The organism is Bradyrhizobium sp. WSM1253, from assembly GCF_000244935.1.
Lineage (GTDB): Bacteria > Pseudomonadota > Alphaproteobacteria > Rhizobiales > Xanthobacteraceae > Bradyrhizobium > Bradyrhizobium canariense.
On record NZ_JH600073.1, the window covers coordinates 4,141,470 to 4,157,469 of the forward strand.

General features: G+C 65.1%; 17 protein-coding genes and 1 other RNA gene. 10 read left to right on the top strand and 8 right to left on the bottom strand.

Annotated features, from left to right (window positions below):
* The first annotated feature begins 24 nt into the window (after positions 1 to 24).
* Positions 25 to 1,203, top strand: a complete 1,179-nt coding sequence (gene dapE / locus BRA1253DRAFT_RS21140) for a succinyl-diaminopimelate desuccinylase (RefSeq protein WP_007597687.1) — start codon at positions 25 to 27, stop codon at positions 1,201 to 1,203.
* A gap of 167 nt (positions 1,204 to 1,370) precedes the next feature.
* Here the strand turns inward: dapE and truA are convergent, their stop codons facing one another.
* From truA to def, 3 genes are all read right to left on the bottom strand, one after another.
* On the bottom strand, positions 1,371 to 2,108 hold the full coding sequence (gene truA / locus BRA1253DRAFT_RS21145) for a tRNA pseudouridine(38-40) synthase TruA (protein WP_035995321.1): 738 nt from the start codon (positions 2,106 to 2,108) through the stop codon (positions 1,371 to 1,373).
* A 121-nt stretch (positions 2,109 to 2,229) separates the two neighbouring features.
* The gene (gene fmt / locus BRA1253DRAFT_RS21150) at positions 2,230 to 3,165 is read right to left on the bottom strand and encodes a methionyl-tRNA formyltransferase (protein WP_007597691.1); all 936 of its coding nucleotides are present in this window, start codon (positions 3,163 to 3,165) and stop codon (positions 2,230 to 2,232) included.
* A gap of 203 nt (positions 3,166 to 3,368) precedes the next feature.
* Positions 3,369 to 3,893, bottom strand: coding sequence for a peptide deformylase (gene def, locus BRA1253DRAFT_RS21155; RefSeq protein WP_007597693.1), 525 nt, complete (start codon positions 3,891 to 3,893; stop codon positions 3,369 to 3,371).
* A 170-nt stretch (positions 3,894 to 4,063) separates the two neighbouring features.
* Between def and BRA1253DRAFT_RS21160 the strand changes: the two genes are divergently transcribed.
* The 3 genes from BRA1253DRAFT_RS21160 to BRA1253DRAFT_RS21170 all read left to right on the top strand — a co-directional run bounded on the left by BRA1253DRAFT_RS21160 (position 4,064) and on the right by BRA1253DRAFT_RS21170 (position 7,132).
* A complete protein-coding gene (locus BRA1253DRAFT_RS21160; protein WP_007597695.1) occupies positions 4,064 to 5,263 on the top strand; it encodes a DNA recombination protein RmuC in 1,200 nt (399 codons plus the stop codon).
* An 88-nt stretch (positions 5,264 to 5,351) separates the two neighbouring features.
* Entirely contained in the window at positions 5,352 to 5,654 is a 303-nt protein-coding gene (locus BRA1253DRAFT_RS21165) for a GIY-YIG nuclease family protein (RefSeq protein ID WP_007597697.1), read from the top strand.
* 113 nt (positions 5,655 to 5,767) lie between these two features.
* On the top strand, positions 5,768 to 7,132 hold the full coding sequence (locus BRA1253DRAFT_RS21170; RefSeq protein ID WP_007597698.1) for an MFS transporter: 1,365 nt from the start codon (positions 5,768 to 5,770) through the stop codon (positions 7,130 to 7,132).
* A gap of 130 nt (positions 7,133 to 7,262) precedes the next feature.
* Here BRA1253DRAFT_RS21170 and BRA1253DRAFT_RS21175 read toward each other — a convergent pair whose 3' ends face one another.
* The 5 genes from BRA1253DRAFT_RS21175 to ffs form a co-directional block, all read right to left on the bottom strand.
* A complete protein-coding gene (locus BRA1253DRAFT_RS21175; protein ID WP_007597700.1) occupies positions 7,263 to 7,700 on the bottom strand; it encodes a hypothetical protein in 438 nt (145 codons plus the stop codon).
* A gap of 26 nt (positions 7,701 to 7,726) precedes the next feature.
* Positions 7,727 to 8,329: a recombination mediator RecR gene (gene recR / locus BRA1253DRAFT_RS21180; protein WP_007597702.1), complete on the bottom strand. Its 603-nt coding sequence runs from the start codon at positions 8,327 to 8,329 to the stop codon at positions 7,727 to 7,729.
* 1 nt (position 8,330) lies between these two features.
* Positions 8,331 to 8,660: a YbaB/EbfC family nucleoid-associated protein gene (locus tag BRA1253DRAFT_RS21185; protein ID WP_007597704.1), complete on the bottom strand. Its 330-nt coding sequence runs from the start codon at positions 8,658 to 8,660 to the stop codon at positions 8,331 to 8,333.
* Between the two features lie 24 nt (positions 8,661 to 8,684).
* Positions 8,685 to 10,502, bottom strand: coding sequence for a DNA polymerase III subunit gamma/tau (locus BRA1253DRAFT_RS21190; RefSeq protein WP_007597705.1), 1,818 nt, complete (start codon positions 10,500 to 10,502; stop codon positions 8,685 to 8,687).
* A gap of 94 nt (positions 10,503 to 10,596) precedes the next feature.
* Positions 10,597 to 10,693, bottom strand: an RNA gene (ffs, locus tag BRA1253DRAFT_RS40705) — signal recognition particle sRNA small type.
* A gap of 193 nt (positions 10,694 to 10,886) precedes the next feature.
* On the opposite strand from ffs, the gene BRA1253DRAFT_RS21195 reads away from it, so the two are divergent.
* The 6 genes from BRA1253DRAFT_RS21195 (at position 10,887) to BRA1253DRAFT_RS21220 (ending at position 15,989) form a co-directional block, all read left to right on the top strand.
* Positions 10,887 to 11,732, top strand: a complete 846-nt coding sequence (locus BRA1253DRAFT_RS21195) for a transporter substrate-binding domain-containing protein (protein WP_035993754.1) — start codon at positions 10,887 to 10,889, stop codon at positions 11,730 to 11,732.
* A gap of 223 nt (positions 11,733 to 11,955) precedes the next feature.
* Positions 11,956 to 12,618: an amino acid ABC transporter permease gene (locus tag BRA1253DRAFT_RS21200; RefSeq protein WP_007597707.1), complete on the top strand. Its 663-nt coding sequence runs from the start codon at positions 11,956 to 11,958 to the stop codon at positions 12,616 to 12,618.
* The gene (locus BRA1253DRAFT_RS21205) at positions 12,615 to 13,412 is read left to right on the top strand and encodes an amino acid ABC transporter ATP-binding protein (RefSeq protein WP_007597708.1); all 798 of its coding nucleotides are present in this window, start codon (positions 12,615 to 12,617) and stop codon (positions 13,410 to 13,412) included. The genes BRA1253DRAFT_RS21200 and BRA1253DRAFT_RS21205 overlap by 4 nt, the downstream gene beginning before the upstream one ends.
* Positions 13,412 to 14,167, top strand: coding sequence for an SDR family NAD(P)-dependent oxidoreductase (locus BRA1253DRAFT_RS21210; RefSeq protein WP_007597709.1), 756 nt, complete (start codon positions 13,412 to 13,414; stop codon positions 14,165 to 14,167). Before BRA1253DRAFT_RS21205 ends, BRA1253DRAFT_RS21210 begins: the two co-directional genes overlap by 1 nt.
* Positions 14,164 to 15,291, top strand: a complete 1,128-nt coding sequence (locus tag BRA1253DRAFT_RS21215; RefSeq protein WP_007597710.1) for a muconate cycloisomerase family protein — start codon at positions 14,164 to 14,166, stop codon at positions 15,289 to 15,291. Before BRA1253DRAFT_RS21210 ends, BRA1253DRAFT_RS21215 begins: the two co-directional genes overlap by 4 nt.
* A gap of 278 nt (positions 15,292 to 15,569) precedes the next feature.
* The gene (locus BRA1253DRAFT_RS21220) at positions 15,570 to 15,989 is read left to right on the top strand and encodes an HIT domain-containing protein (protein ID WP_007597711.1); all 420 of its coding nucleotides are present in this window, start codon (positions 15,570 to 15,572) and stop codon (positions 15,987 to 15,989) included.
* Positions 15,990 to 16,000: the final 11 nt, after the last annotated feature.

Below are 16,000 nucleotides of genomic sequence, written 5' to 3' on the forward strand. Positions count from 1 at the left end.
CGGCATGCATGTTAAGCGGGGCGTATGACCGATGCTCTCTCGATCGCCCGCGATCTCATCCGCTGCCCCTCGGTAACCCCGGCCGATGCCGGTGCGCTGGGCGTGCTCGAAAAAGCACTCACCGCAGCCGGCTTCACATGCCACCGCGTCACCTTCAGCGAGCCCGGCACCGCCGACGTCGACAATCTCTATGCACGGATCGGCACTGAGGGGCCGCACATCACCTTTGCCGGCCACACCGACGTGGTGCCGCCGGGCGACGAGAGCGCCTGGAGCGTCGGTGCATTCTCCGGCGAGGTGAAGGACGGCTTTCTGCACGGCCGCGGCGCGGTCGACATGAAGGGTGGCATCGCCTGCTCGGTCGCCGCGGTGCTGGAGCATCTCGCCGCGAACGGCGGCAAGCCACGCAGCGACGGCCAAAAATCGGGCTCGGGTTCGATCTCGTTCCTGATCACCGGCGACGAGGAAGACGTCTCCATCAACGGCACCATCAAGCTGCTGAAGTGGGCGGCGGAGCGCGGCGAGAAATTCGATCATTGCGTGCTCGGCGAGCCCTCCAACGTCGAGGCGCTCGGCGACACCATCAAAGTCGGCCGCCGCGGCTCGCAATCCGGCACGCTGTATGTCGACGGCGTGCAGGGCCATGTCGCCTATCCGCACCGCGCTGCCAATCCGGTGCCTGATATCTCGCGGCTGATCGTGGCCATCTCCGACGAGCCGCTCGACCATGGCAGCGCGCAGTTCCAGGCCTCCAATCTCGAATTCACCTCGGTCGACGTCGGCAACACCGCCAACAACGTCATCCCGGGCCAAGCCCGCGCAAAATTCAACATCCGCTACAACGACAACCACACCCAGGCGAGCCTGCGCGAGCTGGTCGAGACGCGGCTGACAAAAGCCTGCGGCAACCGCATCCGCGCCCGCATCGTCTGGGAGCCCTCGAACTCGAACGTGTTCGTGACCAAGCCCGGCCCTTTCACCGATCTCGCGGTGTCCGCGATCGAGGAAGTCACGGGCCGCAAGCCGGAGCTGTCGACCTCAGGCGGCACCTCGGATGCGCGCTTCATTTCGAGCTATTGCCCGGTGATCGAGTTCGGCCTGGTGGGGCAGACCATGCACCAGGTCGACGAACGCGTGCCGGTCAGGGATCTGGAGCAGCTGACGAAGGTGTATCGCGGGATTTTGCAGAGGTATTTTGGGTAGGCTCTTCTGCCCGCCCAAACTCCGCTGTCATCGCCCGACTTGATCGGGCGGTCCAGTATTCCAGAGACGGCAGTGACTGAGCCGAGAGGCCGCGGCGTACTGGATGCCCCGGTCAAGCCGGGGCATGACAGTGGTGAATGTAGCGAGAGCGCGCGCCCTCACCCCTCTCAATAATCTACCTGCATCAGATACAGTCCATCCGGCGGGGCGACGATGCCGCAGGCGGCGCGGTTGCGGGCGGCGAGCGCTGCGGAGAGATCGTCGGCAGTCCAGCGGCCTTCGCCGACCCACATCAGCGACCCCACCATCGAACGGACCTGGCTGTGCAGGAATGAGCGCGCCGAGGTGAGAATAATGATCTCGCGCCCGTCGCGCAGCACGTCGAGCTGATCGAGCGTCTTCTCCGGCGACCTGGCCTGACACTCGGTGTCGCGGAAGGTGGTGAAATCGTGCTTGCCGAGCAGGCGCTGTGCCGCCGCATGCATCGCATCGGCATCGAGCCGGCGCGGCACGCGCCAGGCATGGCCGGCATCGAGCGCGAGATTGGCGCGGGTGTTGACGATGCGGTAGCGGTAGTGGCGCTTGATGGCCGAGAAGCGCGCCTCGAAAGTCTCCGGCACGATATCGGCTTCGAGCACGGCGATAGGATGCGGGCGCAGATGCGCGTTCAAGCCGTCGCGAAAACGGCCCTGCGGAAACTGCTTGTCGATATCGACATGCGCGACCTGGCCGCGCGCATGCACGCCGGCATCGGTGCGCCCGGCGCCGTGCACGCGCGCATCCGCGCCGGTCATCGCCTTCACGGCAGCCTCCAGCGCGCCTTGCACCGAGGGCAGCGTCTCCTGCACCTGCCAGCCGAAGAACGGCGCGCCGTCATATTCGATGGTGAGCTTGTAGCGGGGCATCTTGTCCAGTTTCGCTGTCATCGCCCCGGCTCGACCGGGCGATCCAGTACTCCGCAGCCTATCCGTTCGACCGAGAAGCCTCGGCGTACTGGATACCCCGCCTTCGCGGGGTATGACAGCGTCAGGTGAATTTGGCGCCGGACTTCAGCGGCACGCCACGCAGGAAGTCCGCGGCCTGCATGCGCGCCTTGCCTTCGCGCTGGAGCTCGATCAGGCGGATTGCGCCCTCGCCGCAGGCGATGGTGAGGTGATCGTCGAGCACCTCGCCCGGCGTACCCGAACCCTTCGCCAATTCACAGCGCAGGATTTTTACGCGCGCGTTCTCGCTCACGCCGGTGAGCTCGGTCCAGGCGCCGGGAAACGGCGACAGGCCGTGGATATGGCGCAGCACCTCGCGCGCGGGCCTGGTCCAGTCGATCCGCGCTTCGGCCTTGTCGATCTTGGCGGCATAGGTGACGCCGTCCTCGCTCTGTTTCTTGAGCTGAAGCCCGCCGCGATCGAGCGCGGCCATGGCGCGCACCATCAGATCGGCACCGAGCCGGGACAGACGATCGTGCAGATCGAGCGCGGTCATATTGTCCGTGATCGCGAGCCGTTCCGCCATGGCGACGTCGCCGGTGTCGAGGCCAACATCCATCTTCATCACCATCACGCCGCTCTCGGCATCGCCGGCCATGATCGCGCGATTGATGGGAGCAGCACCGCGCCAGCGTGGCAGCAGCGAAGCGTGCAGATTGTAGCAGCCGAGCTTTGGCGCATCGAGGATCGCCTGCGGCAGGATCATGCCATAGGCGACGACGACGGCCGCATCGGCGTCGAAGGCGCGGAATTCTTCCCGCGCCTCCGGCGTCTTCAACGTCTTCGGCGTCAGCACGGGCACGCCGAGCTTTCGCGCGGCCTCTTCCACCGGGGTCGGCTGCAATTGCAGGCCACGCCGTCCGCCGGGCTTCGGCGCGCGCGTATACACGGCCGCGATCTCGTGGCCGTGCGCGACGAGCTCGAGCAGCGTCGGCACGGAGAAATCGGGCGTGCCCATGAAGATCAGGCGGAGGGGCATGACAAGGACTCGGTACGTTCCCTCCCCCCTTGTGGGGGAGGCTTAGGGAGAGGGGTGCCACACGACGCGCTCTCTCGGTTTGACGTTTCGCGGCACGCACCTGATTCAGATGACGGAGAGACTTCCGTCTGGGCTACCCCTCTCCCCCGCCCTCCCCCACAAGGGGGGAGGGAGCGCAGGGGAGCGTGGGGCAGCACCGAAAACTACTCCGCGCGCTTCGCGGCTTTCTCGAACTTCTTCAGCACGCGGTCGCGCTTGAGCTTTGACAGATAGTCGACGAACAGCACGCCATTGAGATGGTCGATCTCGTGCTGGATGCAGGTGGCGTAGAGGCCTTCGGCGTCCTCCTCGTGCACCTTGCCGTCGAGATCGGTGTAGCGCACCCGCACCTTCGCGGGACGCTCGACTTCCTCGTAATATTCGGGGATCGACAGGCAGCCTTCCTCGTAGACCGACAGGTCCTCCGAGGAGGCGATGATTTCCGGATTGATGAAGACGCGCGGCTCGGGCTTGGTCTCGCCGTCCTGGTCGGGCTTGGCGAGGTCCATGGTGATCAGCCGCAACGGCTGCGCGATCTGGATCGCCGCGAGCCCGATGCCGGGCGCGTCGTACATGGTCTCGAACATGTCGTCGGCAAGCTTGCGGATCTCCGGCGTGACCTTCTCGATCGGCTTGGAGACCAGACGCAGCTGCTTGTCGGGCAGGATGATGATTTCTCTGAGGGCCATGGCCGCGATTTAAGCCGCGCGTTCGATGCGGTCAATGCGGCCGGGAACCCGTTAACCCTCCGCTAACCATAAAACTTCGGGTTTCGTTAACCATCAAAATTAACAGGGCGACTGCCATAAATGTTCGCTATTCGTTCGTGCGGGCGAGCGAATCGGCTAGAAGCGGGGGCATGAACGAGATCATTTTCACGCTCGGTGACTGGCCGGTGCGCACCGTGGACGCGCTGATCGGCTTCGGCGCGCTGGTCCTCATCCTGCTGGCGGTCATCGCCGTGGTGATTGCACGCTCGGGGCGGCGCGGCGCGGAACTCGCGATGGCCAACGCGATCCGCGCCGACGAACTCGAGGAGCGCATCAGCCAGATGCTGCATGCCCAGAGCGAGGCTTCGGGGCGGGTCGATGCCATGACCCAGACGCTGGCCGGCCGCCAGGCAGACATGGCACGCGCGGTCAACGAGCGGCTGGATTCGGTGACCCACCGGGTCGGTCAATCCATGGAGCACACCACCCGCAACACCATGGAGAGCCTGCGCGCGCTGCACGAGCGGCTCGGCATCATCGACAGCGCGCACAAGAACCTCACCGACCTCACCACGCAGGTGACGACCCTGCGCGACGTGCTCGCCAACAAGCAGTCGCGCGGCGCCTTCGGTCAGGCGCGAATGGAGGCGATCGTCCAGGACGGTCTGCCGAAGGGCGCCTACGAGTTCCAGTTCACGCTCTCGACCGGCAAGCTTCCGGACTGCGTCGTGTTCCTGCCCGACCAGCGGCCGCTCTGCATCGACGCGAAATTTCCGCTGGAAGCGATGACCGCGCTGCATGATGCGCGCACCGATGAGGAAAAGCGGATCGCCACGCAGCGGCTGCGCGGCGACGTGATGAAGCACGTCAGCGACATCGCCGAAAAATATCTCGTCGCCGGCGAGACCCAGGACATGGCGCTGATGTTCGTGCCGTCGGAATCGGTCTACGCCGAGATCCACGACGGTTTCGACGACGTGATCCAGAAGGCGTATCGCGCCCGCGTCGTGCTGGTGTCGCCCTCGCTGCTGATGCTGGCGATCCAGGTGATGCAGCAGATCATGAAGGACGCGCGCATGCGCGACGCCGCCGATCAGATCCAGACCGAGGTGATCAAGCTCGGCGACGATCTCGGCCGCCTGCGCGAGCGCGTGCTCAAATTGCAGAAGCACTTTGCCGACGCGAACGAAGACGTCCGCCAGATCTTGATCTCCGCCGACAAGATCGAGAAGCGCGCCGGGCGGATCGAGGAGCTCGATTTCAGCAAGAGCGATGCGCCGGAAGCCCCGCATCTGGTAGCAACCGGCGCTGCCGAACTGTTCCCGCGGAAGCTCCAGGCGGGGGAGTGATTCTACGCTGAGATGCGGTAACCTGCCGCCTCAATCTCGCTGTCGTCGCCCGGCTTGACCGGGCGATCCAGTATCCCAGAGGCGGCAGATGGGCGCTCGCTGCTACTACGTCTACATTCTCGCCAGCAAGATGGGTGGCACGCTTTATATTGGCGTAACGAACGATCTCATCCGCCGGGTGGCAGAGCACAAGTTGAAACTGATCGAGAGCTTCACGAAAGACTACGATGTCGTGAAGCTCGTTTACTTCGAGCAGTTCGACGACCCCGAGAATGCGATCGAACGGGAGAAGCGGCTGAAGAAGTGGAAGCGCGATTGGAAGATCGCGTTGATCGAGAAAGACAATCCGGATTGGAACGATCTCTATTCGGGGATTGCTGGCCCCCCATAATGCCGGCCTCTGGAATACTGGGTCGCCCGGTCAAGCCGGGCGACGACACCTCCTCTTTGGCCGGCAGGAGCGACACCTCACTTGTGGCGGCCAGAATCTGCTAACACCCACCCATGACCGCACCCGACGCGACCTCCCCCGCCAGGCCCGATACGACCCCCACCTCCTGGCGTGACAGCCTTGCCGTTTACCTGCAACCGCGGGTGCTGATCGTGCTGTTCCTCGGCTTCTCGTCCGGGCTGCCGCTGGCGTTGTCGGGCTCGACGCTGCTGGTGTGGATGCGGGAGTCGGGCGTCGATCTCAAGACCATCGGGCTATTTGCGCTGGTCGGCACGCCCTACACGCTGAAATTCCTGTGGGCGCCGCTGGTCGATGCGATGCATGTGCCGCTGTTCACGCGTGCGTTCGGGCGACGACGCGGTTGGCTGCTGTTCTCGCAATTGCTGCTGATCGCAGCCATCCTGCTGCTGGCGCTGACCGATCCCGCGCGCTCGCCGTTCTATGTCGCGCTCGGCGCATTGCTGGTGGCGACGGCCTCGTCGACGCAGGACATCGTGGTCGATGCCTTCCGCGTCGAGAGCCTGCCGGAAAGCGAGCAGGCCGCCGGCATGGCGTCCTATGTCGCGGCCTATCGCATCGGCATGCTGGTCTCGACCGCCGGCGCGCTGTTCATTGTGTCGGGCTTCGAGAGCACCGGCATCACCCGCACGTCCGCCTGGATGTGGGGTTATGTGGTGATGGCGGCGATGGTGCTGATCGGGACGATCACGGCGCTGATCGCGACCGAACCCGAGCAGTCGGTGCGGGCGGAAGCCGCGACGCAGACGCAAACCGCGTTCGCGCGCGTGCTGCACGCCGCGATCGGCGCCTTCTCGGAATTCCTGACGCGCAAGGACGCGCTTGCGGCACTCGCCTTCGTCGTGCTGTTCAAGTTCACCGACGCCTTCTCCGGCACGATGACCGCGCCGTTCGTGATCGACCTCGGCTTCTCCCGCAACGACTATGCGGCGATCGTGAAGGGTGTGGGCCTCGCTGCGACGCTGATCGGCGGCTTTGCCGGCGGCTTCGTCGCCCGGCGCTATTCGCTCGCGAGCAGCCTCTGGATCGGCGGCGTGGTGCAGGCGCTCGCGAACCTCTCCTTCTCCTGGCTCGCCTTCGTCGGCACCAGCCAATGGGCGCTCGCCTTCGCCATCACTTGTGAGAACTTCACCAGCGCCATCGGCACGGTGATCTTCGTCGCCTATCTCTCGGCGCTCTGCCAGAACCCGCTGCACACGGCGACGCAATATGCGCTGCTCACCGCGCTTGCCGCGGTGGGGCGGACCTATCTCTCGTCAGGCGCCGGCTTCGTGGCTGATACCACCGGCTGGCCGCTGTTCTTCGTGATCTGCATGCTGGTGGCGATCCCGAGCCTGGTGCTGCTGGCCTGGCTGCAGAAGCGCGGGCATTTTGATGCACTGGGGCCGGTGAGGGTTTGACACTGCCCTCTCTCCTCGTCATTGCGAGCGAAGCGAAGCAATCCAGACTGCCGCCGCGGACACGATCTGGATTGCTTCGTCGCAAGAGCTCCTCGCAATGACGAACGGAGAGGGTAGCGCGCCCACCCCGCTACTGCTTCTTGATCAAACTCCACTTCGTGATCACGGCCTCGCTCATTTGGCCGGGATCGCTGGCGCAGGCGATCTCGTCGACCTTGACCGAGATCTCCTTGCCGGCGAACGTCTTCAGCTGCGCGGCCTGGGCGTCGCCGCTGGGAACGAGCTGGAAGGTTTCGGGTCCGGTCTCGAGATTGCACAGCCCGCTCGGCGGCGGCAGGCGGCGCGGCTCGGAGGTGATCTGGTAGGTCGCAACCCGCTTGCCGACGTTCTTGACGTCGCGCACTTTCATCGTGTTCAGCTCGCCCGACAGCACCTCGCCGGCATTGATCGGCTTGCCGGGCTTCGACGGCGGCGGAGCCCCATCGTCCTGCTGCGCGGAGATGGCCGGCGTCGCCAGCATCGTCAGCGTCGCGACCAAAGCCCATCGTGTGGCGAAAAGTTTCGTCATGTCGTCCGTTCCGTGAGTCTGGATGGCTAGAACAGGGTACGCTGCCGCATCGCGGCCGATAGCGTGCCTTCATCGAGATAATCAAGCTCGCCGCCGACCGGCACACCATGGGCGAGCCGGGTTACTTTTACGTTGGCGTCCTGAAGCAGGTCGGTGATGTAATGGGCCGTGGTCTGGCCGTCGACCGTGGCATTCAGCGCCAGGATGACCTCGTGCACCTGCGCCTCATGCGCGCGCGCCACCAGCGCTTCGATGGTGAGGTCCTGCGGACCGACGCCGTCGAGCGGCGACAATGTCGCGCCCAGCACGTGATAGCGCCCTTGAGTGGCATTGGCCCGCTCCAGCGCCCAGAGATCGGCAACGTCGGCGACGACGACGATGATCGAGGGATCGCGCCTCGGATCGGTGCAGACCGTACAGGGACTTTGCGTGTCGATGTTGCCGCAGGTCTCGCAGACCTGGACCTTCTCGAGCGCGACCTGCATGGCCGAGGACAGCGGCATCATCAGCGCTTCGCGCTTCTTGATCAGATGCAGCGCGGCGCGCCGCGCCGAGCGCGGGCCGAGGCCCGGCAGCCGCGCGAGAAGCTGGACCAGCCGCTCGATTTCAGGACCCGCAACAGCGCCCATCCTACTGGCCGAACAGCCCCGACAGCCCCGGCGGCAGGCCGAGCCCGCCGGTGAGCGACTGCATCTTCTCCTGCATAGCGGCTTCCGCCTTGCGGCGGGCCTCGCCGAACGCGGTGACGAGCAGATCCTCGAGCACTTCGCGCTCTTCCGCCTTCATCAGCGAAGGATCGATCTTGACGCCCTTGACGTCCATCTTCGCGGTCATGCGCACAGCGACGAGACCGCCGCCGGAGATGCCCTCGACCTCGACGTTGGCGAGCTGATCCTGCATCTCCTGCATCTTGGATTGCAGCTGCTGCGCCTGCTTCATCATGCCGAATATATCGACCATCGGTGCTGTCCTTGAAAATCGGCTCTAGAGATCGTCGCCGTCGGAACCGTCGGGCGGATCGTCACTGCCATAGTCGGCATTAATATCGGATTCCGGCGCCTCGGGGGCAAGCCTGCGGACCTCGACGACCTTCGCACCCGGAAAACGCGACAGCACCTCGCGCACGCGCGGATCGGCCTCGGCGGTGCGCGCATGTTCCTGCTTGGCCGCCTGGTTCACCGAGCGCAGCGTGGGCTGGCCCGGCTCGTTGGAGACGATCACGGTCCAGCGGCGTCCGGTCCAGAGCTCGAATTTGCGCGCGAGATCGGAAATCATGGTCTTGGAGGCGTTGGGCTCGAGCGCGACTTCCAGCCGGCCTTCCTCGAAACGGACGAGGCGCATGTCGCCTTCGAGCGCGCCCTTGGTCAGGAGGTCGCGCTTCTGCCCGGCCAGCGCAACGAGCTGGGTGAAGCTCGTGACGCGCAACACGGGCGCGGCAGCTTGCGGATCCGGCGCGGGCGTTGCCATCTGCGGACGGGCACCACCGCCGCCGAAGGAGGACGGCGACGATGTCGGAATGCGAACTGGAGCCGCGGACGCCACCGGCCCGGCCGGCGCGCTGCGCGTGGCACCGCCGCCGCTCACGACCGGCGAACCGCCGCCGTTCTGCTCCAGCATCTTGATCGCTTCGTCCGGCGTCGGCAGGTCGGCGACATAGGCGATGCGCACCAGCACCATCTCGGCGGCAGCCGCGGGCCGCGTCGCGGCCTGCACCTCGGTGATGCCCTTGAGCAGCATCTGCCACATCCGCGACAGCACGCGCATCGAGATCTTCGAGGCGAAATCCCGTGCGCGCACACGCTCGGTCTCGCCATAGGCGACGTTGTCGGCGGTCGCCGGCACGATCTTCACGCGGGTGACGAAATTGACGAATTCGGCGAGATCCGAGAGCACGACGATCGGATCGGCGCCGACGTCGTATTGGTCGCGGAACTCCCTGAACGCGGATGCGATGTCGCCACGCGCCAGAGAATCGAAAAGATCGATGACACGGGTGCGGTCGGCGAGCCCCAGCATCTGCCTGACGGCATCGGCCTTCACGGTGCCCGCCGCATGCGCGATCGCCTGATCGAGCAGCGAGAGCGAATCGCGCACCGAGCCTTCCGCGGCGCGCGCGATGATGCCGAGCGCTTCAGGCTCGATCTCGACGTTTTCCTTGGCCGCGATGTTGGCGAGATGCTTCATCAGCACGTCGGCCTCGACGCGGCGCAGGTCAAAACGCTGGCAGCGCGACAGCACGGTCACCGGAACCTTGCGGATCTCCGTCGTGGCGAACACGAATTTGGCGTGCTCCGGCGGTTCCTCCAGCGTCTTCAGGAAGGCGTTGAACGCCGCTGTCGACAGCATGTGGACTTCGTCGATGATGTAGACCTTGTAGCGGGCGCTGGCCGGCGCGTAGCGGACGCTGTCATTGATCTGACGAACGTCGTCGACGCCGGTATGCGAGGCCGCGTCCATCTCCAGCACGTCCATGTGCCGGCTTTCCATGATCGCCTGACAATGCACGCCGAGCGTCGGCATCTGGACCGTCGGGCCCTTCACCGAGCCATCCGGCATCTCGTAGTTGAGCGCACGGGCAAGGATGCGCGCGGTGGTGGTCTTGCCGACCCCGCGGACGCCGGTGAGAATCCAGGCCTGCGGAATGCGGCCGGTCTCGAACGCGTTGGAGACGGTGCGGACCACGGCCTCCTGGCCGATCAGATCGTCGAAGCTTGAAGGACGGTATTTCCGCGCCAGCACCCGGTAGGGCGTGCTGGCCTGGCCGGCGCTGTGAGGGTTGGGAGGGGCGCCAGCGTCGGTCATCGGTCGATCCGCAATGAAGTGTCTTTCGGCCGGCTTTGCGGAAAGGAGCGCGCTGGCGGCCCGAGCCGCCGGCGCAATTCGCTCGGAAAAACAGGTAGGAGACTGACGAGCGACCCGATCCGGACCTCGTTAGGGCTGCTTCCTTCCGGACCTGACCCGGTTGGCGAGTGGCTCGTCCACCGCCAATCTCCCGGTCCCTATTTGGGGCCAAAAGGACCGGAAAGCAAGCGGGTATCGGCTTGAACAGGCTGGGCTTCATGGTGGCTTGCCCAGCATCCGGGCAATTCCCGGTCTGCCTAGCCGATAGGCTGTGCTTTCACTGCCGGAGGCGCCTTGGTAAGAACGCTGCCGGAACCCCTTCCAACAGAAAAGCGATTGATCCCAATGGTTACACGTCGTGATGTTGCATCGATTGTCGGACTTGGCGCGATGGCTGCGGCGACGCTGGCCTCCCCGGCCGTGGCGCAGACCGCCGATTCCAATGAATCGACCTTCGCCCGCATCCGCCGCACCAAGAAGATGCGCATCGGCGCGGTCGGCGGCGGCGCGCCCTATTACATGAAGGATCTTTCGACGGGCCAGTGGAAGGGATTTTACGTCGACATCGCCAAGGCGCTTGCCGAGGACATGGAGGCCGAGCTCGAGATCACCGAGACCACCTGGGGCAATTCGGTGCTCGACCTGCAGTCCAACAAGATCGACATCTTCTTCGGCCTCAACCCGACTCCGAAGCGTGCGCTGGTGGTCGACTTCTCGGTGCCGGTCTTCAACAACGCCTTCGGTATCCTCTGCAAGAAGGACTTCAAGCCGAAGAGCTGGGCCGAGCTGAACTCGCCCGACGTCAAGATCGCGGTCGACCAGGGCTCGTCGCACGACCAGGTCGTCAGCCGCCTGACGCCTAAGGCGCAGATCTCGCGGCTGAAGACTGCCGATGACGCCACCGCCGCGCTTCAGACCGGCCGCGTTGACGCGCAGTGCCTGATCACCATGCTGTCGCTGACCGTGCTGAAGAAGAATCCCTCGCTCGGCCAGTTCGTGCTGCCGACGCCGATCTTTGCGACGACGTCGAACGCCGGCTTCCGCCGCGAGACCGACAAGACCTGGCGCGACTACGTCAACACCTGGATCGACTTCAACAAGGGCCTCGGCTTCATCCGCAACGCGATCATCACCAATATGGAGCTGGTGGGCGTGACCGAGGCGGACATCCCGCCGGGCGTGTCGTTGTAAGGTATGCTGAATTTGGATCGGGCTGGATCCCCGAGCGCCTGTGCTCCCCCTCTCCCGCTTGCGGGAGAGGGTTGGGGAGAGGGTGTCTCCTCTAGGGAGACTCCCCAAGAGGATAGAGCCCTCACCCGTCGCTTCGCGCCGACCTCTCCCGCAAGCGGGAGAGGTGCACCGAGCATGCGGCTCGACTGTCTTCAATTCGCGCGCGACTGAGGTCCAAGATAATATGTATCAGTGGGATTTCGGCATCCTCTGGAGCTATCGCTGGCTCTTTCTCAACGGGCTCGGCGTCACCGTTGGCTTCACGTTGGTCATCGTTGTGCTCGGCCTCGTGTTCGGCCTGTTCGGCGCGTTCGGGACCCTGTCGCGCTTTCGCGCGGTGCGCCTTCTCGCGCTCACCTTCATCGAGGCGTTCCGCTGCACGCCGATCCTGGTGCAGCTGATCTGGTTCTATTACGCGCTGCCGATCCTGGCCGGCATCGAGATGACGCCGATCACGGCCTCGGCGCTGGCGCTGTCGCTCTACGGCGGCTCGTTCTATTCGGAGATCATCCGCGGCGGCATCATCTCGATCGACAAGGGCCAGTCCGAAGCCGGCGCCGCGCTCGGCATGACGCCGGGCCAGAGCATGCGGCGCATCGTGCTGCCGCAGGCGGTCAAGCGCATGATCCCGGCGCTGATGAACCAGTCGATCATCCAGTTCAAGAACACCTCGCTGGTCTCGGTGCTGGCGGTGCCCGACCTGGTCTATCAGAGCCAGGTCGCCGCCCATGACAGCTACCGTCCGCTGGAGACCTACACCGCCGTCGCGGTTGCCTATGCGGCGATCCTGATTCCCCTGACCATCATGGTCCGGCGCGGCGAGAAGCGACTGGCGGTCGGCGAATGAGCGACACCTCTTCCAAGATCGAGATCCGGGCGCTGCGCAAGAGCTTTGGCAGCAACGAAGTCCTGAAGAACATCAGCCTCGATGTCCCCAAGGGCGGCGTCGTGGCGCTGATCGGCCCGTCCGGCTCCGGCAAGTCGACGCTGCTCCGCTGCATCAACCTTCTGGTGACGCCTGATGGCGGCAGCGTTCGCGTCGGCGATACAACCTTCCAGTCCGGCGAGGGCGCGAAGCTGCCCGACGTGAAGACACTCGCAAGATTCCGCGCCAGCACCGGGATGGTGTTCCAGCATTTCAACCTGTTCCCGCATATGACGACGCTCCAGAACGTGATGGAAGGACCGGTCACGGTGCGGCGCATGGCAAAGGCGGACGCCGAGAAACTCGCACGCGCGCAACTCGTCAAGGTGGGTCTTGCCGAGAAGGCCGACCAATATCCGGCGACGCTGTCAGGCGGACAGAAGCAGCGTGTCGCGATCGCGCGCGCGCTGGCGATGGAGCCTGATGTGATGCTGTTCGACGAGGCGACCTCCGCGCTCGATCCCGAGCTTGTCGGCGAGGTCCTCGCCGTGATCCAGCAGCTGGCGTCCGAGGGCATGACCATGGTGATCGTGACGCACGAGATCGCCTTCGCCCGCGAGGTCGCCGACCGCCTCATCTTCATGCGCGACGGCGTCGTGATCGAGGAAGGCCCGGCGCGGCAGGTGATCGACAATCCAAGAGAAGCTGCGACCCGCGCCTTCCTTAGCCATTTCCACCGCACCGGCGCATTGCCGCCGGCCACAACGGCATCGTGATGTCCGATATCAACCGCGTCTATCTCGTCACCGGCGCCGCCAGCGGCATCGGCCGCGCCACCGCAAGACTGCTCGCAACGCCCGGCACGGCGCTGCTGCTCCACACGCGCTCGAACGCAGAGGGTCTCGACGTCACGGCCGCGGAAGCCGAAGCGCAAGGTGCGATCGTCGCAAAATGCCTCGGCGATCTCGCCGAGGAGGCCGCGGTCACCGACGCCCTCGCCGCTACGCAAAGCGCCTTCGGCCGGCTCGACGGATTGATCCTGGTCGGCGGCCATGCCCGCCGCGGCAGCGCCATCGGTACGCCGGCGGATCAGTTCCGCAAGGCGATGGATGAATCGGCGCTGGCGTTCACGCGGTTGGTGGACGCCGCGCTCCCGCTGCTGCGTGCGGGACGAGATGCGCGGATCGTGGCAGTGTCGTCGTTCGTGGCGCACGCGATCCGGCCGGAGTTCGCACCCTTTGCAGCGACGGCCGCGAGCCGCTCCGCGCTCGAAGCGCTGGTGCGCCTCACCGCAGTCGAGCTCGCCGGGGAGGGCATCACCGTCAACGCCGTCGCGCCGGGCCTGATCATCAAGGACAAGCCCAGCGAAAGCCGGCTGTCACCCGAGCAGATCGCGGCGACCGAAGCACTGATCCCGATGAACCGCCGCGGGCGGCCGGAGGAAGTGGCCGAGATCATCGCCTTTCTGGCCTCCCCGAAAGCATCCTACGTCACCGGCCAGGTCTGGCACGTCAATGGAGGCCTGACATGACCGAAGCGACCGTCGCACGTCTCAGGCTGTTCCTGATCGAGAGCCCGATCAAGATGGCGCGCCTCCAGGGCGTTGGCAACGTCAAGGGCACGGTGAAACGCGTGCTGCTCGAACTGACGTCGAGCGACGGCGTGATCGGCTGGGGCGAGGCGGCACCGTGGGAAGTGTTCACGGGAACGCCGGAAGCAGCCTTCTCCGCGCTCGACATCTATTTGCGGCCGATCGTGATGGGCAAGTCGGTGCGTCGCATCCGCGCTCTGATGGCCGAGCTCGATCGTGCCTTGGTCGGACATGCCGAAGCCAAGGTCGCGATCGAAATGGCGCTGCTCGACATCGTCGGCAAGTCCTCGGGACTTTCGGTCGCTGACCTGCTCGGCGGCCGCGTGCGGGACACGATCCCGCTGTCGTTCTCCATCGCCGATCCGGATTTCACTGCCGATCTCGAACGCATGCGGAAGATAGTTCCGGACGGGAACGTCATCTACAAGGTCAAGACCGGCGTGAAGTCGCATCGCGAGGATCTCGATCATCTTGCGGCGATCCGGAAAGAATTCGGCGACAAGGTCGATCTTCGCGTCGATTACAACCAGGCGCTGGCGCCGTTCGGCGCGATCAAGATCCTGCGCGACGTCGAGCAGTTTGCGCCGACCTTCATCGAACAGCCGGTACCCCGCAAATATCTCGACGTGATGGCGCAGCTCACCGCGGCGCTGGAAACTCCCGTGCTCGCCGACGAAAGCTGTTTCGATCGCCGCGACATGATGGAGGTGGTGCGCCGCGAGGCGGCAGATGCCGTCTCGATTAAGCTGATGAAGGCCGGCGGCCTGTTCGAGGCGCAGGCGATCATGGCGATCGCCGACATCGCCGGCCTGCCCGGCTATGGCGGCACACTGTGGGAGGGCGGCATCGGGCTCGCCGCCGGCACGCAGCTGATCGCGGCGACGCCGGGAATCTCGCTCGGTTGCGAATTCTACATGCCGCACCATGTGCTGACCGAGGACGTGCTGGAAGAGCGCGTCGCCAATCGCGGCGGCCACGTCGTGGTGCCTGACGGCCCGGGCCTCGGCATCCGCGTCAGCGAAGCCTCGGTCCGCGCTAATGCGCGGGTGCTGGCGGAGGCGTAAAAGCACGCCCCCACCGTCGTCCTGGCGAAAGCCAGGACCCATTACCCCAAGGAGAAGTTTGTGGCACGAAGTCGGTAAACCCCGAATCTTCGTCAAGCCCAATCCTGCGGTAATGGGTCCTGGATCTGCGCTGCGCTTGTCCAGGACGACGATCGCGTATGCGGCCCCTGCGGAGCGCCATCCTTCCCCTATCGGAATCGCTGTCGTATGGTCGGAGCAAATATTCAGGGGTTCCGCCCCGCCATGCCCGATTCCCGTCGGGCCATCCGGAAATCTTCATGCCCGAACCCGCCTGGTCGCTGCACTCCCGCCTGAAAGAGGACACCATCGACATCGGCGATTTGCCGCTGTCCAAGGTATTGGTCATCAAGGACGCGCATTATCCCTGGCTGCTGCTGGTGCCGCGGCGCGCGGATACGGTCGAGATCATCGACCTCGACGAGGTGCAGCAGGCGCAATTGATGACCGAGATCTCCCGCGTCTCGCGCGCGCTGAAGGAGATCACCCAATGCGACAAGCTCAACATCGCGGCACTGGGCAACCTCGTGCCCCAGCTTCACGTCCACATCATCGCGCGCCGAACCAGTGACGCCGCCTGGCCGCGGCCGGTCTGGGGCGTGATGCAGCCCTTGGCGCACGACGCCACCGAGGTGCAGAGTTTCATCAGCGCGCTTCGCCGCAAGATCTGGTTGGGTTGAAAGAACAAGAA